Origin of the sequence: Rhodococcus sp. 008, from assembly GCF_001682295.1 — a bacterium.
GTDB lineage: Bacteria > Actinomycetota > Actinomycetes > Mycobacteriales > Mycobacteriaceae > Rhodococcus_F > Rhodococcus_F qingshengii.
Genome location: NZ_CP012749.1, coordinates 1,021,109 through 1,043,823, shown reverse-complemented (window position 1 = coordinate 1,043,823; position 22,715 = coordinate 1,021,109). Strand labels below are relative to the sequence as shown.

General features: G+C 62.6%; 22 protein-coding genes. 14 read left to right on the top strand and 8 right to left on the bottom strand.

Annotation, left to right across the window (positions count from 1 at the left end; genetic code table 11):
* Position 1 precedes the first annotated feature (1 nt).
* The 5 genes from AOT96_RS04900 to AOT96_RS04880 are packed head-to-tail and all read left to right on the top strand — an operon-like array spanning position 2 to position 4,688.
* Positions 2-976, top strand: coding sequence for a carbohydrate ABC transporter permease (locus AOT96_RS04900; RefSeq protein WP_003940557.1), 975 nt, complete (start codon positions 2-4; stop codon positions 974-976).
* The gene (locus AOT96_RS04895) at positions 973-1,875 is read left to right on the top strand and encodes a carbohydrate ABC transporter permease (protein ID WP_003939837.1); all 903 of its coding nucleotides are present in this window, start codon (positions 973-975) and stop codon (positions 1,873-1,875) included. Before AOT96_RS04900 ends, AOT96_RS04895 begins: the two co-directional genes overlap by 4 nt.
* Positions 1,876-1,912: 37 nt before the next feature.
* A complete protein-coding gene (locus AOT96_RS04890; RefSeq protein ID WP_003940485.1) occupies positions 1,913-3,244 on the top strand; it encodes an ABC transporter substrate-binding protein in 1,332 nt (443 codons plus the stop codon).
* A gap of 15 nt (positions 3,245-3,259) precedes the next feature.
* Positions 3,260-4,345, top strand: coding sequence for an ABC transporter ATP-binding protein (locus AOT96_RS04885; protein ID WP_007731405.1), 1,086 nt, complete (start codon positions 3,260-3,262; stop codon positions 4,343-4,345).
* 16 nt (positions 4,346-4,361) lie between these two features.
* Entirely contained in the window at positions 4,362-4,688 is a 327-nt protein-coding gene (locus AOT96_RS04880) for a YnfA family protein (RefSeq protein ID WP_003940244.1), read from the top strand.
* Positions 4,689-4,755: 67 nt separating this feature from the next.
* On the opposite strand, the gene AOT96_RS04875 is transcribed toward AOT96_RS04880, so the two are convergent.
* Positions 4,756-6,714, bottom strand: a complete 1,959-nt coding sequence (locus tag AOT96_RS04875) for a M13 family metallopeptidase (protein WP_065351378.1) — start codon at positions 6,712-6,714, stop codon at positions 4,756-4,758.
* A gap of 112 nt (positions 6,715-6,826) precedes the next feature.
* Between AOT96_RS04875 and AOT96_RS04870 the strand changes: the two genes are divergently transcribed.
* Genes AOT96_RS04870 through AOT96_RS04860 form a run of 3 tightly spaced genes read left to right on the top strand, consistent with a single transcriptional unit; the run spans position 6,827 to position 10,105 of the window.
* The gene (locus tag AOT96_RS04870; protein WP_030535180.1) at positions 6,827-7,276 is read left to right on the top strand and encodes a helix-turn-helix transcriptional regulator; all 450 of its coding nucleotides are present in this window, start codon (positions 6,827-6,829) and stop codon (positions 7,274-7,276) included.
* 5 nt (positions 7,277-7,281) lie between these two features.
* On the top strand, positions 7,282-7,692 hold the full coding sequence (locus AOT96_RS04865; protein ID WP_003940539.1) for a VOC family protein: 411 nt from the start codon (positions 7,282-7,284) through the stop codon (positions 7,690-7,692).
* Between the two features lie 52 nt (positions 7,693-7,744).
* Entirely contained in the window at positions 7,745-10,105 is a 2,361-nt protein-coding gene (locus AOT96_RS04860) for an ATP-binding cassette domain-containing protein (protein WP_007731409.1), read from the top strand.
* 13 nt (positions 10,106-10,118) lie between these two features.
* Here the strand turns inward: AOT96_RS04860 and AOT96_RS04855 are convergent, their stop codons facing one another.
* From AOT96_RS04855 to AOT96_RS04830, 6 genes are all read right to left on the bottom strand, one after another.
* On the bottom strand, positions 10,119-11,102 hold the full coding sequence (locus AOT96_RS04855; protein ID WP_065351377.1) for a protocatechuate dioxygenase: 984 nt from the start codon (positions 11,100-11,102) through the stop codon (positions 10,119-10,121).
* A 66-nt stretch (positions 11,103-11,168) separates the two neighbouring features.
* Entirely contained in the window at positions 11,169-12,095 is a 927-nt protein-coding gene (locus tag AOT96_RS04850) for a PaaI family thioesterase (RefSeq protein WP_063315809.1), read from the bottom strand.
* A 44-nt stretch (positions 12,096-12,139) separates the two neighbouring features.
* Positions 12,140-12,922: a pirin family protein gene (locus AOT96_RS04845; protein WP_003940511.1), complete on the bottom strand. Its 783-nt coding sequence runs from the start codon at positions 12,920-12,922 to the stop codon at positions 12,140-12,142.
* 115 nt (positions 12,923-13,037) lie between these two features.
* A complete protein-coding gene (locus AOT96_RS04840; RefSeq protein ID WP_003939960.1) occupies positions 13,038-13,784 on the bottom strand; it encodes a pirin family protein in 747 nt (248 codons plus the stop codon).
* Position 13,785: 1 nt separating this feature from the next.
* Positions 13,786-14,751, bottom strand: a complete 966-nt coding sequence (locus AOT96_RS04835; RefSeq protein WP_007731415.1) for a pirin family protein — start codon at positions 14,749-14,751, stop codon at positions 13,786-13,788.
* Between the two features lie 114 nt (positions 14,752-14,865).
* Positions 14,866-15,588, bottom strand: coding sequence for an IclR family transcriptional regulator (locus AOT96_RS04830; RefSeq protein ID WP_065351376.1), 723 nt, complete (start codon positions 15,586-15,588; stop codon positions 14,866-14,868).
* Between the two features lie 138 nt (positions 15,589-15,726).
* Here AOT96_RS04830 and AOT96_RS04825 point away from each other — a divergent pair, with 138 nt between their 5' ends.
* The 6 genes from AOT96_RS04825 (at position 15,727) to AOT96_RS04800 (ending at position 21,097) form a co-directional block, all read left to right on the top strand.
* Positions 15,727-16,176 (top strand): nuclear transport factor 2 family protein, encoded by a 450-nt coding sequence (locus AOT96_RS04825; protein ID WP_054781475.1) that lies wholly within the window; start codon positions 15,727-15,729, stop codon positions 16,174-16,176.
* 49 nt (positions 16,177-16,225) lie between these two features.
* The gene (locus tag AOT96_RS04820; RefSeq protein ID WP_007731420.1) at positions 16,226-17,062 is read left to right on the top strand and encodes an SDR family NAD(P)-dependent oxidoreductase; all 837 of its coding nucleotides are present in this window, start codon (positions 16,226-16,228) and stop codon (positions 17,060-17,062) included.
* The gene (locus AOT96_RS04815; protein ID WP_039973229.1) at positions 17,055-17,837 is read left to right on the top strand and encodes an SDR family NAD(P)-dependent oxidoreductase; all 783 of its coding nucleotides are present in this window, start codon (positions 17,055-17,057) and stop codon (positions 17,835-17,837) included. The genes AOT96_RS04820 and AOT96_RS04815 overlap by 8 nt, the downstream gene beginning before the upstream one ends.
* Entirely contained in the window at positions 17,834-19,291 is a 1,458-nt protein-coding gene (locus AOT96_RS04810; protein WP_003940616.1) for an FAD-dependent oxidoreductase, read from the top strand. The genes AOT96_RS04815 and AOT96_RS04810 overlap by 4 nt, the downstream gene beginning before the upstream one ends.
* A 76-nt stretch (positions 19,292-19,367) precedes the next feature.
* On the top strand, positions 19,368-20,681 hold the full coding sequence (locus AOT96_RS04805) for an MFS transporter (RefSeq protein WP_007731424.1): 1,314 nt from the start codon (positions 19,368-19,370) through the stop codon (positions 20,679-20,681).
* Between the two features lie 26 nt (positions 20,682-20,707).
* On the top strand, positions 20,708-21,097 hold the full coding sequence (locus AOT96_RS04800; protein ID WP_065351375.1) for a nuclear transport factor 2 family protein: 390 nt from the start codon (positions 20,708-20,710) through the stop codon (positions 21,095-21,097).
* 31 nt (positions 21,098-21,128) lie between these two features.
* On the opposite strand, the gene AOT96_RS04795 is transcribed toward AOT96_RS04800, so the two are convergent.
* Positions 21,129-22,433, bottom strand: coding sequence for an IS256-like element ISRer3 family transposase (locus tag AOT96_RS04795; protein ID WP_065351374.1), 1,305 nt, complete (start codon positions 22,431-22,433; stop codon positions 21,129-21,131).
* Positions 22,434-22,715 lie beyond the last annotated feature (282 nt).

Below are 22,715 nucleotides of genomic sequence, written 5' to 3'. Positions count from 1 at the left end.
CTTGTACGTTCACCATTCATTCGTTGCGGGCGGTCAGACTGCCTCAGTGAGATCGAGTCCGGAAAGAACGCTGCCCACATCAGGCAAGCCAGGTCTGTGGGGCAGACCATGGCGTGATTACGCGCTGTTCGCGCTCTTGGTCGGTCCCAATCTCGCGTTGCTGATCTTGTTCACCTATCGCCCGCTGGTGGACAACATCCGACTTTCGTTCTTCGACTGGAACATTGCGGACCCGAAGGCGACGTTCATCGGGCTGAGCAATTACCGCGAGTGGTTCGGACGAAGCGACACCTGGCAGATCGTCACCAACACAGTGGTATTCACATTGGTCACAGTGGTGGGTTCGATGGTCATCGGTTTGGCGTTGGCCATGCTGCTCGATCGCAAGCTCGTCGGGCGAAACCTGGTCCGGTCGGCCATCTTCGCGCCGTTCGTGATCTCCGGTGCAGCGATCGGTGTCGCGTTTCAGTTCGTCTTCGACCCCAACTTCGGCCTGATCCAGGATCTCCTGCACCGTGTCGGACTCCAATCGCCCGACTTCTATCAGGATCCCCACTGGGCGCTGTTCATGGTGACGGTGACATACATGTGGAAGAACCTCGGGTACACGTTTGTCATCTATCTCGCTGCACTGCAAGGAGTTCGGCAGGAGCTGAACGAAGCTGCCGAAATCGACGGCGCCAAGCCGTGGACCAAGTTTCGCCGGGTTCTCCTACCTCAGTTGCGCCCGACGACGTTCTTCCTCTCCATCACCGTCATGCTCAACTCGCTCCAGGTCTTCGACATCATCAACGTCATGACCCGTGGTGGCCCGCTGGGTACGGGGACGACGACGATGGTCTACCAGGTGTACAACGAGACGTTCCGAAACTTCCGGGCGGGCTACGGTGCGACGGTTGCCACCATCATGTTCCTGATCCTGCTGATCATCACCGTCTACCAGGTTCGTGCCATGGATCGGGGAGAAGAGAAATGACAGCGGTAGAGGAAAAGAAAAGCGCTGCTCCGACTTCCGTCGTTAGGCCGGGGCCGGACCGCAAGAACGTGGACCGGCGTGAGGTCGGTGTGAAGATCCTCGGCTATGCGGCAATGGTGATCGCGTTGGTCATCATCGTCCTGCCGCTCTACTGGATCGTGATGACCTCGTTCAAGGAGCGCCCGGAGATCTACACGCAGCCGGCAACGTGGTGGCCGTCGTCGCTGCATCCCGAAAACTATTCGGAAGCAACCACATCGGTCCCGTTCTGGATGTTCTTGCGGAACTCGATAGTGATCACGACGATTCTGTCGGCGGCGAAGTTCGTTCTGGGGACTCTCAGCGCCTATGGGTTGGTGTTCCTGCGCTTCCCGGGGAAGAACTTCGTCTTTCTCGGAATCATCGCCGCATTGATGGTTCCGAACCAGATCACCGTGATCTCGAATTACGCGCTCGTGGCAGAGTGGGGCTGGCGTAACACGTTCCAGGGCATCATAGTTCCGCTCGCGGGTGTAGCCTTCGGTACGTTCCTCATGCGCAACCACTTCCTCTCGATCCCTTCGGAGATCGTCGAGGCGGCGCGGATGGACGGAGCCGGCCACTGGCGGTTGCTCTGGCGCGTGGTGCTCCCCGTTTCCGGACCCACGATGGTGGCGTTCGGCATCATCACGGTGGTCAACGAATGGAACGAGTACCTGTGGCCGTTCCTCATGTCCGACGATTCCTCGGTGGCGCCGCTGCCGATCGGATTGACCCAACTGCAGAACAACGACGGACTTACCAACTGGGGTCCGGTCATGGCAGGAACGGTGCTGACGATGCTACCGATCCTGGTGATTTTCCTTCTGCTGCAACGACACATGATCAAGGGCCTCACCTCCGGTGCGGTCAAGGGCTGACAGCTTTCCCGTCACATTTCTTTCTCGAGGAGCAGTAATGGCAAACATGAACAGGCGCGGATTCTTGAGCCTCGGCGGTGCAATCGCCGCCGGCGCCGCACTGACCGCGTGCGCGGGATCCGGCGGGTCGAGCGCTGATGCTGCGGGAACATCCGGTGCGTCGGGTGATTCCAACACCATCACCTTCTGGTCGAACCATCCGGGTAAGTCCACCGACGTGGAGAAGGAACTGATCAACCGCTTCCAGACCAAGTACCCGGACCTGAAGGTCAACTTGGTGGACGGCGGCAAGAACTACGAAGAGGTGGCACAGAAGTTCAACGCTGCCCTCTCCGGTGGAGATGTGCCCGATGTGGTTGTGCTGTCGGATGTCTGGTGGTTCAACTATGCACTGGCCGGGGCAATCGAGCCGCTCGACGGACTCTTCTCCGAGGTGGGGGTCGACTCGGCCGACTACGTCGATTCACTGCTCGCCGACTACCTGTTCCAGGGCAAGCACTATGCGCTTCCCTACGCGCGGTCGACGCCGTTGTTCTACTACAACAAGGCGGTCTGGTCGCAGGCAGGTCTTCCCGACCGTGGGCCGGCGACATGGCAGGAGTTCGACGAGTGGGGACCCGAGCTGCAGAAGGTCGTGGGCAACGGCAAGTTGGCACACGGGTGGGGCAACGCGAAGGATTACCTCGGCTGGACCTACGAAGGCCCAATCTGGACGTTCGGCGGCTCGTACTCCGACCAGTGGAATCTGCAGCTCGACAACGAGAAGACCATTGCCGCAGGGCAGTTCCTCTCCAGCATGATTCACGACAAGAAGTACGCCGCGGTCTCCACTGACATCGCAAACGAATTCGGTACCGGCATTCTGGCGTCGACCATCGCGTCGACGGGCGATCTGTCCGGCATCAAGAAGACTGCCAACTTCGACTTCGGCACCGCTTTCCTCCCGGCAGTGGACGGAACTCCCGGTTGCCCCACCGGCGGTGCCGGGCTTGCCATCCCGTCCAAGATCTCCGATCAGCGTAAGAAGAACGCGCTCAAGTTCATCGACTTCATCACCAATGGTGAGAACACGGCGTACTTCTCGCAGAACGTCGGCTACATGCCGGTCCGCAAGTCGGCAACCTCGGAGCCGAGCATGAAGGCGTTCCTCGACGCGAACCCCAACTCCCGTACCGCTGTGGATCAGCTCTCGCGTACGCGCTCGCAGGACTACGCACGCGTGTTCGTCCCGGGTGGGGATCAGATCATCGGCACCGGACTCGAGCAGATCGCTCTCCAGAAGGCCGACGTCGCATCGACATTCGCCGGCGTTGCCACGCAGTTGCAGCAGATCATCGACCGGCAGATCACCCCCAAGCTGCCGAAGTAGTAGGAGAGAACACTCATGGCCAACGTGCAATTCGCGGGAGTCACGCACCGCTACGAAGGAACCGATCGACCGGCAGTCGACCGTCTCGACCTCGACATCGCCGACGGTGAGTTCCTGGTACTCGTAGGACCTTCCGGTTGCGGTAAGTCCACCAGCCTGCGAATGCTCGCCGGTCTCGAGTCCGCGTCGGACGGTCGGATCGAGATCGGCGGCACGGACGTCACGCACCTCGCTCCGCGAGCACGTGACGTCGCCATGGTGTTTCAGAGTTACGCGCTGTACCCGAACATGACCGTCGAGCAGAACATGGGCTTCGCGCTCCAGAATGCCGGAGTGGGAAAGACGGAGCGCCGGGAGCGGGTACTCGAGGCCGCGCGGATGCTCGAACTCGAACCCTTGCTCGGACGGAAACCGGCAAAGCTGTCGGGCGGGCAACGTCAGCGAGTTGCCATGGGTAGAGCCATCGTTCGCCATCCCAAGGTGTTCTGCATGGACGAACCACTCAGTAATCTGGACGCCAAACTGCGCGTCAGCACACGGTCGCAGATCGCCGCCCTACAGCGTCGACTCGGCACCACGACGGTCTACGTCACCCACGATCAGGTCGAGGCGATGACGATGGGGGACCGAGTGGCGGTGATGCTGGACGGTCGCTTGCAGCAGGTGGCGAAGCCGCGCGAACTCTACGACAACCCCGTCAACACCTTTGTGGCCGCCTTCATCGGATCGCCCGGCATGAACCTGATCGAAGCGCCGGTCGAGGGAACCGTCGCAGTGCTCGGTGATCTGCGGATTCCGCTGCCCACCGGGGCGTCCGAGCGGGAGCGGGTCGTCGTGGGAGTGCGCCCGGAATCGTGGGATCTGGTGGGAGCGTGGCGAAAGGGCTCGCTGGCCGTGGATGCCGATCTGCTCGAAGAGTTGGGAGCCGAATCGTTCGTCTATGCAAAGGGTGCCCCGGATTCGCAGTGGCAGAGCCGATCCGGTCGAATCGTCATTCGCGTCGACCGGAAGATGTCGGTGGCACCGGGGGAGTCGCTTCATCTGCTGCCCAAGGCCGGCGAGGTGTACTTCTTTTCCGCGGAGACCGGAGTACGTCTGTAGCGATACTGTGTGCGGCATGACCGTCGCACGTTCGCTGTTGCTGTTCGTACTCGCCGCGCTGCTCGAAATCGGGGGCGCGTGGTTGGTGTGGCAGGGAATTCGCGAGCACAAGGGATGGATCTGGGTGGGGCTCGGCGTCATCTCGCTCGGCCTCTACGGTCTGGTCGCCACCATGCAACCCGATGCGAACTTCGGGCGCATCCTCGCCGCGTACGGCGGGATCTTCGTCGCAGGTTCACTGCTGTGGGCGGTGGTGATGGACGGATTCCGCCCGGATCGTTTCGACATCGCCGGTGCGCTGATCTGTCTGGTCGGCGTCGGGGTGATCATGTACGCCCGGTAGGCCTTCGGCCCCGTGCGCGCTCAGGGAGTCCAGGGGGTCCTCGAGCGCGCACAGGGGCTTGCCCCTGCTACCAGATCTTCACACGCTTCTCCGGCTCCAAATACAGTGCGTCACCGGGCTTGACGTCGAACTCCTCGTGGAACGTGTCGAGGTTGCGGACGACGCCGTTGCACCGGAACTCCGGCGGCGAGTGCGGGTCGACGGCCAGACGGCGAAGCGCTTCGGCCTCACGGGCCTTCGTGCGCCATACCTGCGCCCACCCGAAGAACACGCGCTGCAAGCCGGTGAGTCCGTCGATGACCGGAGGTTCGATACCCTCGGTCGCGATCTTGTACGCCGCGATCGCGATCGACAGGCCGCCGAGGTCGCCGATGTTCTCGCCGATCGTGAACTCGCCGTTGACGTGGTGGCCCGGCAGTTCCTTGGGCTCGAACTCGTTGTACTGCTCGATGAGAGCCTTTGTGCGCTTGCCGAATTCGCTGCGGTCCTCGTCGGTCCACCAGTCGACCATGTTGCCGTCGCCGTCGTACTTGGCGCCCTGATCGTCGAACCCGTGACCGATCTCGTGGCCGATGACGGCGCCGATGCCGCCGTAGTTGGCAGCGTCGTCGGCTGCCGCGTCGAAGAACGGCGGCTGGAGAATGGCTGCGGGGAAGACGATTTCGTTCATGCCCGGGTTGTAGTAGGCGTTGACGGTCTGCGGCGTCATGAACCACTCGTCACGGTCGACGGGGCCGCCCAGCTTGGCCAGGTCACGGTCGTACTCGGCGGCGTATCCGCGACGGTAGTTGCCCACCAGGTCGGTTGCCGAGATCTCGAGTCCGGCGTAGTCGCGCCACTTGTCGGGGTAACCGATCTTCGGGGTGAACTTCTCGAGCTTGGCCAATGCAGCCTCACGAGTCTGCGGGCTCATCCACTCGAGGTCGGAGATGTTGCGGCGGTACGCCTCCTGCAGGTTTGCGACCAGTTCCAGCATGCGGGTCTTCGCCTCTGCGGGGAAGTGTCGATCGACGTAGAGCTTGCCGACGGCCTCGCCGAGCAGATCCTGGACCAGGCTTACCCCGCGCTTCCAGCGCTCACGGTTCTCTTCGGTCCCGGACAGTGTGGTGCCGTAGAAAGCGAAAGTCTCGTCGACCAGGGCCGAATGCAGGTAAGGGGAGCGGGCATGAAGCACCTTCCACGCCGCCCATGCCTTCCAGTCGTCCAGTGACTCCGACGCCCAGAGTGCGGTGAAGGTGTGCAGGAATTCGGGCTGGCGGACCACGATCTCGGCGAACTTCTCCGAATCGGCGCCGAGACCGGACAGCCAGGCCGCCCAGTCCAAACCGGGGTTCTGCTCGGTCAGTTCCTCGAAGCCCACCAGGTTGTAACTCAAATCTGCGTCACGACGCTTGACGACGTCCCAGTGCCCGGCCGCGATCTTCTTCTCGAGTTCGAACACACGCTGGGCGTCGTACCCGACGCCGGCCAGGGTGAACATCTTGTCGATGTGCGCGACGTACTTCTCGCGGATCTCCGCGTAGTTGTCCTCGCGGTAGTACGACTCGTCGGGGAGGCTGATTCCCGACTGGCTGAAGTGGATCAGGTACCGCTCGGAGTTCTTGGCATCGGTGTCGACGTAATGCGAGATGGCACCGCCGACGCCGACGCGCTGGTGGCGTCCGATCACGGTGGCCAGCGACGACCGGTCCGGCGCATCGGCGACGGCGTCGAGCTCGTCGTCGATGGGGCCGAGGCCTGCGGCCTCCACGGCGTCGGCGTCCATGAAGCTCGAGTACAGGTCGCCGATGCGCTGTGCATCGGTACCGGCGGCCGAGTTGGACTCCGCGGCTTCGGTGATGATGGTCTGTACGTCTTCTTCGGCCTTGTCGTAGAGCGTCCGGAAGGCCCCGTCGACTGCGCGGTCTGCCGGAATCTCGTATTCGGCGAGCCATTTTCCGTTGACGTGGACGAACAGATCGTCCTGCGCCCGTGTGTCGCCGTCGAGGTGGGTGAGGTCGATGCCTGAGCGATGAGCCGTGGTCATTTCTCCATCCTTACACGATCATGACGAACTGCTCGGTGTGTGCGCGATCGCTCCACGCCGAGTTCATCTCTTGTGCTGGGCAACGTCGGTATGGCATGGCACGATCGAATACGTGACCAGCAGACCTGCCGCAGATCCGCACCTGCAGGACCTCGCGCGACTACGACGTGTGCGAGACCGTATCGACCGGGAGTACGCGCGGCCTCTGGACGTGGAGGCGCTCGCGCGGGGAGTGAACATGTCTGCGGGGCATCTCAGTCGCCAATTCCGTCAGGCATACGGAGAACCGCCGTACGCCTACCTGATGACCAGGCGAATCGAGCGAGCGATGGCGTTACTGCGGCGCGGAGACCTCAGTGTCACGGACGTCTGCTTCGAGGTCGGTTGCAGCTCTCTCGGCACTTTCAGCAGCAAGTTCACCGAATTGGTGGGGGTTCCGCCCAGTGTCTATCGGCGCGAGGCCGAGCAGTCGACAGCAGGAATGCCGTCCTGCGTGTCCAAACAAGTCACCAGACCGATCAGGAATCGAGAAGCGCAGACCGCGCAGCCGCAATTAACGTGATCGCCATGGACATCACCATTCACTCGAGTTTCCTTCCGCAGGACGACCCTGAAGCCGCCCTGAACTTCTATCGCGACACGCTCGGCTTCGAGGTTCGCAACGACGTCGGCTACGACGGGATGCGTTGGATCACGGTGGGGCCGCCCGGCCAGCCCGGCACCTCCATCGTGCTGCATCCGCCGGCCGTCGATCCCGGAATCACCGACGAGGAGCGCCGCACCATCATCGAGATGATGGCCAAGGGCACCTACGGCGGACTTCTCCTGGCCACCAAAGATCTGGACGACACGTTCGAGCGGCTTCAGGCCGGCGACATCGACGTCGTCCAGGAACCGACCGAGCAGCCGTACGGCGTTCGCGATTGCGCCGTCCGGGACCCAGCGGGAAACCTGATCCGTATTCAAGAACTGCGCTGAGCCCGTCAACTGCGCTGAGACCGTCGGCGATCGACTGACAGATGGAGACACGATGACTGCCTTGCACACCGCAGACAGCCACGATTTGATCCGCGTGCAAGGCGCGCGGGTGAACAACCTCGAAGACATCAGTGTCGAGATCCCGAAGCGGAGGCTGACGGTATTCACCGGCGTCTCCGGTTCGGGGAAGAGTTCGCTGGTGTTCAGTACGATCGCCGCGGAATCGCAGCGGATGATCAACGAGACCTACAGCGCTTTCGTTCAAGGATTCATGCCGACGCTCGCGCGGCCGGACGTCGATGTTCTCGACGGCCTGACCACCGCGATCATCGTCGATCAGCAGCGGATGGGAGTCGACCCGCGCTCGACCGTCGGAACCGCCACCGACGCCAACGCGATGCTCCGCATCCTGTTCAGCCGTCTCGGAAAGCCTCACATCGGTTCGCCTCAGGCGTTTTCGTTCAACGTGGCCTCGATCTCCGGAGCAGGCGCGGTCACGATGGAACGCGGCGGACGTCAGACGAAAGAGCGTCGCAGCTTCAAGATCACCGGCGGCATGTGTCCGCGGTGTGAGGGACGAGGGGCGGTCAACGATTTCGATCTGACCGCGTTGTACGACGACACCAAGTCGCTCAACGAGAGTGCGATCACGGTCCCCGGCTACAGCATGGAGGGTTGGTACGGCCGGATCTACCGCGGCTGCGGTTTCTTCGATCCCGACAAGCCGATCAAGAAGTACACCAAGAAGGAACTGAACGATCTGCTCTACAAAGAGCCGACCAAGATCAAGGTCGAAGGCATCAACCTGACGTACACGGGTCTGATTCCGCAGATTCAGAAGTCGTTCCTGGCCAAGGACGTCGACGCAATGCAGCCCCACATCCGGGCTTTCGTCGAGCGGGCGATCACGTTCACCACCTGCCCCGAATGCGACGGGACGCGACTGAGCGAGGGGGCGCGGTCGTCGAAGATCAAGGGCGTCAACATCGCCGACGCCTGCTCGATGCAGATCAGCGATCTCGCGGAATGGGTCAGCGGACTGAAGGAGCCTTCGGTCGCGCCGTTGCTCACGACGCTCGGTGAAACGCTCGACTCGTTCGTGGAGATCGGACTCGGCTACCTCAGTCTCGATCGGCCGTCGGGAACCCTCTCCGGCGGTGAAGCTCAGCGCACCAAGATGATTCGTCACCTGGGTTCCTCGCTCACCGACATCACGTATGTTTTCGACGAGCCCACCACCGGCCTGCATCCGCACGACATCGCGAGGATGAACGACCTACTGCTGCGCCTGCGGGACAAGGGCAACACCGTGCTCGTGGTCGAGCACAAGCCGGAGACGATCGTGATCGCCGACCACATCGTCGACCTCGGTCCGGGTGCGGGTAGCGCCGGCGGAAACGTCTGCTTCGAGGGCACCGTCGACGGTTTGCGTGCCAGCGACACCGTAACCGGCCGTCACTTCGACGACCGGGCCGCAATCAAAGAGACCGTGCGGGAGTCCACCGGAGCAATCGAGATTCGTGGAGCGAACTCACACAACCTGCAGGACGTCGACGTCGACGTACCGCTCGGCGTCCTGGTCGTGGTCACCGGTGTCGCCGGGTCGGGCAAGAGTTCGCTGATCCACGGCTCGCTCGCGAAACGCGAAGACGTGGTGTCGGTCGATCAGAGCGCGATCCGCGGCTCGCGTCGGAGCAACCCGGCGACGTACACGGGGCTGCTCGACCCGATTCGCAAGGCATTCGCCAAGGCCAACGGCGTGAAGCCGGCGCTCTTCAGTGCCAACTCCGAGGGCGCCTGCCCGACGTGCAACGGCAACGGCGTCATCTACAGCGACCTGGCGATGATGGCCGGCGTTGCCACTCTCTGCGAGGAGTGCGAGGGCAAGCGCTTCCAAGCCGAGGTACTCGAATACAAATTCGGTGGCAAGGACATCAACGAGGTTCTCACGATGTCGGTGGCCGAGGCCGAGGAGTTCTTCGGCGACGGTGAGGCCAAGACCCTCGCTGCGCACAAGATCCTCGTCCGACTGGTCGACGTGGGGCTCGGATACCTCACGATCGGCCAGCCGTTGACGACGCTGTCGGGCGGTGAGCGTCAGCGCATCAAGCTGGCAACCCACCTGGGTGAGAAGGGCGGCGTGTACGTCCTCGACGAGCCGACCACCGGACTGCACCTGGCCGACGTCGAGCAGTTGCTCGGCCTGCTCGATCGACTGGTCGATTCCGGCAAGTCAGTCATCGTGATCGAGCACCACCAAGCGGTGATGGCACACGCAGACTGGATCATCGACCTCGGCCCTGGTGCGGGTCACGACGGCGGTCGGATCGTCTTCGAGGGCACTCCCGAGGAGCTCGTCGCCGACGGCTCCACCCTCACCGGAAAGCACCTCGCGGCATACGTCGGCAGCTGACCGGGCTCCTACCTCAGGCGTCGATACCCAGGTTGATGACGGCGAGGTAGGACCCGTCCGACTGCTGTTCGACGGTCATGAGGCCGGTGTCGTCGTAGATGCCGTCACTGGCGTTGTTCGTGTTGTTCTCACGACCGGTGTGCTCGCTGTACGGGGACTGCGAGTACACCTCGTCGAGAAGGGTCTCGTCGAAGAAGGTCTGCGACGTGAGGACCGTCTTCTTGTCGATGTGAACCTTGACGTGGATGTGGGTGGTGCGGCCCATGTACCAGCCGGGGAAGATCGTGGTGAACTGTGCGATGCCGTTTGCATCGGTGGTCTGCGCCCCGCGCAGATAGGTACCGTCGTCGGTGGTGGTGGCTTCGGTGTCGCCGACGCTGTACGAACCGTCGGAGGTCTCACCGGACCCTCCCATGCCGCCGCCCATTCCGCCGGGGGCGCCTGACGGTGGTTCGCCCATTCCGCCTCCGGGTGCACCTGACGGAGGTTCACCCATCCCGCCGGCCGGGGGAGTTCCGCCACCGCCGCCGCCGTTGGCGCTCAGCGAACCGGATTCGAAGCCGGAGTACACGCCGCCGGCGTCGCAGTGCCAGATCTCGACGACGGCGTTACTGACCGCGCCGATGCTGCCGTCGACGTTGCACTGGCTGTTGTCCTGCACGCGCATCGCAACCTGCAGCGTGGTGCCCGGACGGTCCTCGCGGATGTCGCCGCGAATGGAGTCGACGTCGAACCAGTAGGGACCCTGCGTCTCTTCCTTGCTCATGACGCACTGCGGTGCTTTGGCCAGCAGTGCGGTGACGGCATCGCCGGACGTGGCCGCTGCGGAAGCGCCGGAAGTGGTTGTCGTCGATGCAGCCGCGGCCGAAGTCGTCGTCGCGGTGCCACTGTTACCGGAACAGGCTGCGATGAGCCCGCCGAGACTGATGGTTCCGCCGAGAGCGAGGGCCCGTCGACGGCTCACGCGTAGCCTGCTCGCTTCGATGTCTTTGTTCACGCCGCTGTACCTCCATTGTGTGGGCTGTTGTCTCAATGGTGGACGGGCGACCTGGTGCGGAACTGGTTATCCGCTGTGAACTTGCTGGGAGAGCATCTGGATGCTCGAGGTGGCCCGTACGTAGACCTGTCCGCCGGCGTCGACGATGCGCGTTTCGATCAGCGCGAGCCTGCGCCCGGCACGAATCACGGAGGCCTCGGCGCGTAAGACCGGCCCGCCGATGTCGGGTGAGCGCAGGAAGTCGATCTTGTGGTCGAGGACGCGATAGTCCTGGTCGACGCTGGTCAGGGTCTGGGCAGACAGGCCAGTGATGGCGTCGACTGCCGAGATGAGGACACCGCCCTGAACGGCGCCCAACGGGTTGGCCATCCAGGCCACGGGTGCGAACTCACCGACGACGGAACCCGGGGTCACGTCGACGACAGCAAGATCGAGGAGTCCGGCGAGTGGACCGCGTTCGAGTTTGCCGTCGCGGATTCCTTCGACGACGTCGGACCCGGACAACCCGCTCAGGTCGCTTGTCTTCTCCGGCGTCGGGACGGGCAGCGGCTCGCCCTCTACGTAGTCGTCGATTCCCACGACGGGGGGACGCGAGACCACCATGGCGCGACCAGCCATCACTGCCAGAAGGGTGCCGTTCTCGTCGCGAAGTTGCCCGGATGCGAGTCCGACGCCGTCGTCGAGATGCACGAGTGTTCCGGTGGCACCGACGTCCGCGATGTCGGGGATGTCGGCGCCCGCACTGACCGTGACCTGCGCGAGCACGGACTGATGGCCCGAGGTCAGTCCCGAGTACACCGCGCCACCCATGGCACCGTCGATCATGACTCCGATGGAACCGAGCACGGTCTTGCCACGGTGATCGTGGAATCGCTCGCCGACGGCCTGCGCGAAGGCCAGGTCCCCGGGCTCGACCGAAACGGCGCGCACACCCATCAATGTGTTGAGTGGGTCAAGCTTCTTGACGGGCGCGGCGGAGTTGTCGATGCTCATCCGTCGAGTATCTCCAGCGCGCCGAGTCCTGCCGAGACCGGGTCTCAACCACCGATACGTGAATGCATCTCCCAGACGAGGACTTCGGCCCCGGCGTCGGAGGTCAGCTGCTGGCCACCCGAATCGCTCAACCGGACAGCATCGCCCTCGTACAGTGTGCCGACGCCCTCCATCTCGGCAGTGCCCTGCGCGACGAAGACGTGCAGGAACCGTGCGCCCGGAAGATTCACGGAGGTGCCCGGCAGAATGCGTGCGACATGCATGGCGGCGTTCTTGTTGTTGATGCGAATCGCCGAATGATCCTTGTAGCGCTCCATCCCGGAGGCAACCGGGATCAGACCGCCGCGCAGCAGTTCGTCGTCGATCTCGAGCTGTTCGTAACCGGGGGTCAGTCCACCTTCGTCCGGTACCACCCACATCTGAATGAAATGCACGGGGTCGGAATGCTGTTCGCCGCCGATACGCCACGAATCGTTCTTCTCACTGTGCATGATTCCGGTACCGGCGCTCATGCGCTGGGCGAGTCCCGGATAGATGACGCCGGTGTGGCCGATGGAATCCTGGTGCACGAGCGAACCGCGAAGCACCCAGGTCACGATTTCCATGTCCTTGTGCGGATGGGTGTCGAAACCGGTTCCCGCCAGTACGGTGTCGTCGTTGTTGACGAGCAGCAATCCGTGATGAGTGTTGTCCGGATCGTAGTGCTGTCCGAACGAGAACGAATGTTTCGAATCCAGCCAGGAGACGCGGGATTTCAAGCGATCGCCGGAGCGGTGCACATCGATGTGCGGTGTCGTCCGTGGGGCCTGTGCTCGACCAGATGCCATGGCTCCTCCTTCTGTACCACCGGGATCCACCACAATCGGGATCCGCCACTACCGGCATCCACCCTACGACGAACCTGCTGTGTAGTCCGAACATTGGGCGTACTCGGTGGTGTCGTCAGTTCGTCGACGCGTGCATCTCCCACACGAGTATCTCCGCATCGCCGATTCCCTCGACTCGTTGACCGCCAGTATCCTTGAGTCGCAACGAATCTCCCGGGCCGAGCAATCCGACTCCCTCGACGTCGACAGTGCCACCGGCGATGAAGCCGTGCACGTACGGCGCATCCGGGAGAGATACCGACCCACCGGTCTCGAGGCGAGCAACATGCAGTGCCGCATGTTTGTTGTGCAAGCTGATCGCGCTGTGGTCGCGATGCGCGGGCATCCCCGACGCCAGGGTGATCAGGCCACCGCCGTCGAGTTCGGAGTTGATGTCGAGTTCCTGATAGCTCGGAGTCACTCCGGATTCGTCCGGGGGTATCCACATCTGGACGAGGTGAACGGGCTCGGTGACACGTGAGCCGTCGGCCCGGAAGCGATCGTTGCGCTCGGAGTGCAGGATTCCGGTACCGGCGCTCATTCTCTGCGCGAGTCCGCGATGGATGACTCCGGAGTGCCCAGCGGAATCCTGGTGAACCAGAGATCCGCTGAGCACCCACGTCACGATCTCGGTGTCGCGGTGCTGATGAGTGTCGAAACCGTAGTCGGCTTCGATGATGTCGTCGTTGTTCACCAACAGAAGTCCGTGCGCGTACGCGGCGTGATCGAAGTTTCCGGCGAAGGGGAAACTGTGACGCGCCGTGAGCCAGCCGTAGTTGAGATGCGCACGTTCGTCAGCTCGCTGGACGACTACCGACGACATGTCAGCTCAGCGTCTCGTGTGCCGCCGGGATGGATCCCAGGCGTCCGGCCTGGAAGTCCTCGAAGGCCTGCATGACCTCGGACTTGGTGTTCATGACGAACGGCCCGGCCATCGCGATGGGCTCACGAATCGGTTTGCCGCCGAGGATGAATACCTCGAGAGATTCGGTCCGTGAATCCTGGCGATCGGAAGCGGCGACGGTGATGGAGTCACCGCGTCCGAAGACAGCTGTCTGTCCGACACGAATGGGCCGACGCTCGGCCCCGACCGTGCCTTCGCCGGCGAGGACGTAGACGATCGCGTTGAACTCGGGGTTCCACGGAAGCGTCAGGCTCGCACCCGGGGCCACAGTCGTGTGGGAGAGCGCGATGGGTGTGTACGTCGATCCGGGTCCGGCGTGGCCGGCGATGTCTCCGGCGATGACGCGTACCAAGGCTCCGCCGTCCGGCGAGGAAAGCAGGGCCACCTTGTTACCGGTGATGTCCTGGTACCGCGGAGATGCCATCTTGTTGTCGCGAGGCAGGTTGACCCACAGTTGGACGCCGTGGAAAAGGCCGCCGCTGAGGACGAGGTGCTCCGGCGGAGTTTCGATGTGGAGGATGCCGCCACCCGCGGTCATCCACTGGGTGTCGCCGCCGCCGATAATGCCACCGCCACCGTTGGAGTCCTGGTGCTCCATGATGCCGTCGATCATGTAGGTCACGGTTTCGAAGCCGCGGTGCGGGTGCCACGGTGTGCCCTTGGGTTCTCCGGGTGCGTAGTTGACCTCGCCCATCTGGTCCATGTGGATGAAGGGATCGAGGGCGGAGAGGTCGATGCCGGCGAAGGCGCGGTGAACGGGAAAGCCTTCACCTTCGTATCCGACCGGTGCGGTGGTGATGCTCTTGACGGGGCGGTCGACTGCTGACTCTGCCGGCTCGTCGAGACGGGGCAGGGCCAAGATGTTCTCGACTGTCACAGCAGGCATGTCGTACTCCTTGTATCCGTGAAGCTGATGTCAGGTAGTTGATTGTTCAACTATCTCATTCGGAGTCAACAAAGTCGAGCCCCGGGTATTCCCGGGGCTCGACTGGTGTTCGGATCAGCGCAACATGCTGCCGAGGGTTTTTGCCGCTGCCATGACCTCGGCGCCCAGCGCTGCTTGGTCCTCGGAGTCGAAGACGGAAATTCCGAGGCTGGAGATGGCGTCGCGGCGTCGGCCGGGGATCACCGCTGAGATTCCCAGGACGGACGGGATGACCTCGCCGACGGTCACTGCGTAGCCGCGTGCGCGTGCCGCCGTCACTTCCTCTCGTTCCCCGCTCGTCGGCGGGAGTGAGGCAAGGATGGAAAGCCCGGCGGAGCCGCGGTCGATCGGATCGACCTGCCCTGGATGAAACGCGACGTGAACCTTGGCGCTGCGCGGTTCGACCACCATCAGCGCGCGCACTTCGGTATCGCTCTCGCGGACCACCAGGTGCGCTGTCGCCTCGGTGGCCTCGGCAAGTTCTTGAAGTATCGGGCGAGCGAGAGTGCGCAAATCCTGTTCCACCGGTTCGGCGAGGGTGACCAGGCCGGCGCCGAGAGTGACGCGCTTGAAGGAGTCCTTGCGGCACAGGTGATGAGCCTCGAGCGTGCGGATCAACCGATGTGCGACGGTTCGGTGGACTCCCACTCCGTCGGCGATGTCGGTGACCGACAAGCCGTGCGGATAAGACGTCAGGAGTTCCAGGATCTCGAGTCCGTGGTGCAGCGTTTTCGACATGCTGGAGTCCAGTTGAACTGCACTTTTGCGCGGTCGGTGTTCCTCGCTCAGCTCTGACATCAAATCCCTTTCTTGACGTTTGTGAGGTATGCCACCTACGCTTTGAATATATCGCACAGTGTGTGCGATTATCGCACACTTTACGAAGCTGCACAACCTTCGGGTGGATGCAGCGCAGCGTGTTCGGAGAGAACCTTCATGAGCAACTACAGCGTCGTGGCAACGGAGGATGTTGCCGCAATTCACCAGCTGTACGGCCACCAGAGTCATTGCATAGACTCTGGGCGCCAGCAGGATTGGGCGCAGACATTCACCGATGGCGGTGAGTTTCATTCCCCCAGTTATCCGGAACCTGTGGTCGGTTTCGACGACCTTGCGGCTTTTGCTGCTCGCTTCTTCGCTGCGGCGGAAGCTGCCGACGAGGTGCATCGCCACGTTCTGACCAATCTCGTCGTCGAGGCGGTGGACGAGAGTGCTCTCACAGTGCACGGGTACCTGCAGATCGTTGCCACCGCTCGCGGCGGAGACTCGCGACTGGTGCGGATGACAACTGTCACAGATCACGTGGTTCGGGTCGGTGAGGGGTGGAAGATCGCCCGCCGCACCGTCTCCCGCGACGACGCGCCCCGAGCGTCCGAACAAGCTTGAAGTACCGAAATGTTTCTTGCACAACAATATTCAGTAGGAGAAGTACATCATGACCGAAAGCTCTGACCAGACGAACCCGGGCCGTACCGTTGTGACGCAGATGTCGGCGGTGTACCCGGAGTTGGCAGGCAAGGTCGCAGTGGTGACCGGCGCGGCTCAGGGTATGGGTGCGACGTTCGCCGAAGGACTGGCAACGCGCGGCGTACATGTCGTCGGCGCCGACATCAACGAAGAGCAGATGCTCGCCACGGCCGCACGAATCAACACGGACCTCGAATCGAATGCACTGGCGGACAAGCCGGGTCGCGTCGTCGGAGCTCGGGTCGACGTCACCAAGCCCGACGAGCATGAATTGCTTGCGCAGTTGGCGTTGAAGGAGTTCGGCCGGGTTGATTTCTGGATCAACAATGCGGGTATCTTCCCGTTTGCGCTGGCCGAGGAGATCACCCCGGAGCAGATCGGCGCAACGCTGAGTGTCAATGTCGAGGGAGTGCTCTACGGTGCTCAGGCGGCGGCACGTCACCTCGGTCCCGGCGGCGCCATCGTCAACATGTCTTCGGTGTCTGCGCTGCGTGTGCGGAAGGGGAGAGGCGCATACTGCACGTCGAAAGCTGCCGTTGCGCACCTCACGGAGTCTCTCGCAGTGGAGTTCGGCGACAAGGGTATTCGGGTCAACTCCATTGCACCCGGCTACATCGACACGGCGATGACGAAGTGGGTCCAGGAAGATCCGATCGCGCTCGCGAACGCACTCGACGCGGTACCACTGCATCGTCTGGGCTCGCCCGAAGAGGTCTTCGGCCCGCTGCTGTTCCTGCTCTCGGACAGCGCGCGTTACGTCACCGGGCACAGCATTGCGGTGGACGGTGGTTCGCGGCATGTCTGAGTCCACGACATATCCCGGCGTCGTTCTCGTTACCGGCGGTGCTGCCGGGATGGGGGCGCATCACGCGCGCACTCTCGCCGCGCGCGGTTCGCATGTCTGCATTGCCGATGTTTCGGATTCATCCGGCGTGGTCGACGACATCGTCGCCGCAGGCGGATCGGCGTCCGCTCATATTCTCGACGTCACCGATGTCGATGCCTGGGACCGGGTTGTCGACGAAATTCGCACCACCCGTGGGGAACTCGGCGGACTGGTCAACAACGCCGGCATCTCGCGTCGGCTCGAATTCATGGACACCCCGAACGACATCTGGGAACTGACCATGAAGATCAACCTCTTCGGCCCGTTCTACGGTATGAAGGCGGTGGCGCCGCTGATGCGCGAGAGTGGTGGCGGATCGATCGTCAACATCTCGTCCATCGCCGGTCAGATCGGATACTTCTCTCCGGCTTACTCGTCGAGCAAGTGGGGTCTGACCGGTCTGTCGAAGTCGGCCGCAGGTAACTTCGCGCAGTGGGGGATTCGCGTCAACTCGGTGCACCCGGGACTGGTCGGTACGGCGCTGCTCGGCGGCGCGAACGACTTCGTCGCCGCGTCACTGAAGTCGGTTCCCTTCGGACGCATGGGAACTCTCGACGAGATCACCGAAGCAGTGCTGTTCCTGCTCTCGAACAGTTCGACCTACACCACCGGTACGGAACTCACTGTCGACGGCGGGTTGGTGTCGAACGGTCTTTACCACCGCATCATCGCGGAGACTGGAGAACTTTCATGACCGAGCACTGGGACGTCGTTGTCATCGGTGGCGGCGGAGCAGGTCTCGCCGCTGCGGTGTCGGCAGCTGAAGAAGGCGCATCCGTTCTGCTGTTCGAATCCGAAACCGAACTCGGTGGATCCACCGCGCTGTCGGCCGGCATCTTCACGGCCGCCGGAACGAGCGTGCAGGCCGGCCTCGGCGTCGACGACTCGGCAGAGAAGTTCTTCCAGCACTACATGGACCTCAACCAGTGGATGCTCTCACCCGGATTGATTCGTGCGTTCTGCGAAAACGCCGGTCCGACACTGGAATGGCTCATCGGACTCGGCGTCGAGATTCCCGCGGCGATCTCGGGTAACGCTCACCAGCCGGGACTCGCCCAAGCCGGCGTCGAGGACGTCTGGCGCGGCCACGTGCCCAAGGACCAGGGATACGGACTGATTCAGGTGCTGGACAAGGCTCGTCGTAAGCACGGGATCGAGGTCATCTTCGGAACACGGGTGCAGAAGCTGATCGAGGAAGACGGTCGGGTTGTCGGCGTTGTCGCCGACGACATCGAGGTGCCTGCGGGCGCCGTCGTTGTTGCCTCCGGTGGATTCGCGCAAGATCCGGGTTTGGTGGAACGCCACTTCCCGGACGCGAACAAGGCCGGAGAGGCCTTGTTCGTCGTCGCAGCCGAGGGGAGCCGCGGAGACCATCTTCGTTTTGCCGAAGACCTCGGTGCTTCCCTGGCGGGCGACGGCTGGGGTCTGATGCTGCCCACCGTCTACTTCCAGCGATTCCACCACTGGCAGGCCGGCTTTCCGCCGAAGTCGCGGATCTACGTCAACCAGGACGGCCGTCGTTTCATGGACGAGGACAGCTCGTACGCGGTCTCGACCGGCATCATCGACCATCAGGGTGGATACGGTTGGATGATCTTCGACGAGAACGCTCGCGTGAATCTGGCTCCAGGATATGCGGATTGGAATCCCGAACGCATCGAGGAAGAAGTTGCCGCCGGTGGCACGATTCGTGCGGACACGATCGAAGACCTCGCAGTGGCTACGGGTGTTCCGGTTGCGACGTTGGCGCAAACCCTGCGTCGATGGAACGACCAACTGCCCAGCGGTCACGACGACGACTTCCTCCGCCATCGCACGTTGCGGAACAAGGGTGCCGTCGGCAATCCGGATCCTATTGCGACAGCTCCGTTCTATGCCGCGAAAATCCTTCCGGCAGAGCTCGTCTGTACGCATGCGGGAATGGAGATCAACACCGATGCGGCCGTGCTCGGCAGCACCGGAGTACCTATCGAGGGTCTGTACGCCGCAGGTGAGGCCGGCGCCGGAATCCTCGGACTGAGATACGTGGGCGGCGGCAATGCGGTTGCCAACGCTTTGACCATGGGCCGCGTAGCGGGACGTAATGCGGCGAATTACACCAGGACCAGCGCTGAGAGCGCACCGGTCCATTCCATCGCGCACTCCTGACGTCCGACGTCTGCGCGGCACCGAATCCAGTCAGTATCCAATCCAGGCAGGGAACAACATGTCAGAGAATGAGACCATGGCGAGAGCCGAATCCACCGAGGGCAGCAGCGTGGCAACCGAACGACAGTCGACGACGAAGGTAATTCGCGCGGCCATCGTCGGTACCGTCGTCGAGTACTACGACTTCGGTATCTACGGATACATGGCCACGACGATCGCCGCGCTGTTCTTCGTTTCCCATGACCCGAACGCAGCACTGCTCGGTACCTTTGCAGCATTCGCCGTGGCCTTCTTCCTACGCGTGCCCGGCGGCATCTTCTTCGGCCACATCGGCGACAAGTACGGCCGCAAGAACGCGCTGTCCTGGACCATCCTCCTGATGGTTCTCGCGACAGCCGGAATGGGCCTGCTGCCGACTTACGCCACGTTGGGTGTGTGGGCGACGTCCATCCTGGTTCTGGCTCGTTGCCTGCAGGGCTTCGCGGCCGGCGGTGAACTCGGCGGCGCCAACGCGTTCGTCTCCGAGTCCGCTCCCAAACGGTGGCGTGCGACGCAGACCTCGATGGTCAATACCGGCACCTACCTGGGTTCGCTGGCAGCTTCGCTCATGGCCCTCGGCCTGACGTCGGTGTTCTCGCAAGAGCAGATCCTCGAATGGGCTTGGCGTATCCCGTTCCTGCTCAGCCTGCTGATCGGTGGCATCGGTATCTGGATCCGCAGCCAGATGGAAGACACTCCTCAGTTCGAAGAACTGCAGGACAAGGGTGAGACCAAGAAGCTTCCCATCCGTGAGTTGCTCAGCACCTCCGGTGGCAGCGTCGTCAAGATCATCCTGCTGGGCGCACTCATCACCGGCGGTTACTACATCGCCTCGGTGTATGCCGCGACGTACCTGCAGACCACCGGCGGTCATTCGTCGCGCGTTGCTTTCCTTTCCACTTCTCTTGCACTGGTTCTCGGCGTCATCACGTTGCCGATCTCGGGATACATGGCAGACAAGTACGGGCGTCGGCCGGTGCTGTTCGCCGGTAGTGCCGCCGCAGTGGTTCTCGGAATCCCGATGTTCATGATGATGGCCGGTTCTGGCATCTGGCAGGCGGTTGTCGGTCAGTCAGTGCTCTTCATCTGCGTTTCCGTTGTCAACGGTGCTTCGTACGTGACCTATGTCGAAATGCTGAAAGCATCTGTGCGGTACAGCGGTCTGGCATTGGGTAACAACGTCACCAACATGTTCCTCGGTGGCACCGCGCCTTTCATCGCCACCTATCTCATCAGCTTGACCGGCAACTCTCTCGCTCCGGCTGGATACTTCGTCTTCTGTGCGGTGATCACCCTCGTCACGGTCTTCTTCATCAAGGAGACCAAGGGTGTTGAACTGCAGGTTGATTGATCATCGGGTAGAACAGGAGCCTGACCGTGTCCCTCGCTGACAAGCAAGAAATCACCGAAGTTCTGTATCGCTACGCTCGGGCCGTCGATCGGAAGGATTTCGACAGCGTGGCCCTCTGCTACTTCGACGACGCGATAGACAACCACGGCGGTTACATCGGAACCGTCGACGGGCTGATCGAAGACATGAAGCTCAGACACAAGACGATCGACTCGTCGATTCACTGCATTTCCAACATACTGATCGACGTCAACGGCGATGTCGCTCAGTGCGAGTCGTACTGTTTGTGCTTTCTGCGGCAAGAGCGTTCCGGTACGGATACGGTGCAGACGCTTGCGACGATCAAATGCCGTTACGTCGATAGGTTCGAAAGGCGCCACGGTGAATGGCGAATCGCCGATCGGATTGTCGTGTGAGATATTGTCAAGACCTGTGGATGAGGGTGTTTCAGGCGACCTCCGTTTCGCTTGATTCGTCGGGCTCAGCGGGTGAGATGTCGATGGGTCGTTCGAGCAGCTTGCCTTTGTGGAACACCGCGCTGGCACGGACCAGCGCGACCAGATGGGGGGCGTTGACCGCCCGCCAGCGGGCTTGTGCGGCGTCGATCAGCTTGTAGGCCATGGCAATCCCCGCTGCGCGTGACCCAGGGCCCTTGGTGACCTTGGTTCGCAACCGCACGGTCGCAAACGTCGATTCGATCGGATTCGTAGTGCGCAAGTGGATCCAGTGCTCGGCCGGGTACCGGTAGAACTCCAGGAGCACGTCGGCGTCGTCGACGATCTTGGCGACCGCCTTGGGGTACTTCGCGCCGTAATCTACCTCGAAGGCCTTGATCGCGACCTGGGCCTTGTCGATGTCCTCGGCGTTGTAGATTTCCCGCATCGCCGCGGTCGCACCTGGATGAGCCGACTTGGGCAGCGCAGCAAGCACATTGGCCTGCTTGTGAAACCAGCAGCGCTGTTCACGGGTATCCGGAAACACCTCCCGCAGTGCCTTCCAGAACCCCAGCGCCCCATCACCGACGGCCAGCACCGGGGCGGTCATCCCGCGGCGTCGGCATGAGCGCAGCAGATCAGCCCACGACTCTGTGGACTCCCGGAACCCATCGGTGAGCGCGACGAGCTCCTTGCGGCCGTCGGCGCGGACGCCGATCATCACGAGCAAGCACAGCTTCTCCTGCTCCAGGCGGACCTTGAGATGGATGCCGTCGACCCATAGGTACACGAAATCGGTGCCCGAGAGATCCCGGTCGGCGAAGGCCTTCGCCTCGTCCTGCCATTGCGCGGTCAGCCGGGTGATCGTCGAGGCCGACAGCCCGGCACCAGTGCCGAGGAACTGCTCCAACGCCGCACCGAAGTCGCCGCTGGACAGCCCGTGCAGGTACAGCAGCGGCAACACCTCGGTCATCTGCGGGGACTTGCGTGACCACGCCGGCAGGATCGCCGAGGAAAACCGTTGCCGTTCACCGGTCTCGGCGTCGACACGGCGGTCGTTGACCCGCGGTGCGGTCACCGTCACCGCCCCCGCCGCGGTGAGCACGTCACGCTCGTGGTGATAGCCGTTGCGGACCACCAGCCGCCGGCCGTGCTCATCGAGATGCTCGGCGAACTGCTCGATGTATGCGGCGACTTCGGCGGCCAACGCCGCCGCGAGCATCTGCCGGGCACCGTCGCGAACGATCTCGTCAAGCAACGACCGACCAACACCGCTGTCGTCGTTGGAGGATTGCTGATCCTGAACTACCGTGAGCATGGGCGTACCTTCCCGAACCAGCGCGCCAACGCCGGTCCTGATCAGAGCTGATGGAATTTCAGATCATTCCCGGGAAGGTGCGCCCACTCACGCCGCCTCGCCGAGAACCATCCACAGGTTCTGATCATTGCTCTTGTCGTGTTCGACGAATCCCGTGAAGACGTGATCGAGAACATCCTGTCCACGGACTGGGTGACGCAACGTCGATCCTTCGACGATCCGGTGTACACCAGGACGCCTTGACCAGTAGTGCAGACGAAGGCCTTCACACACATCGTGTGT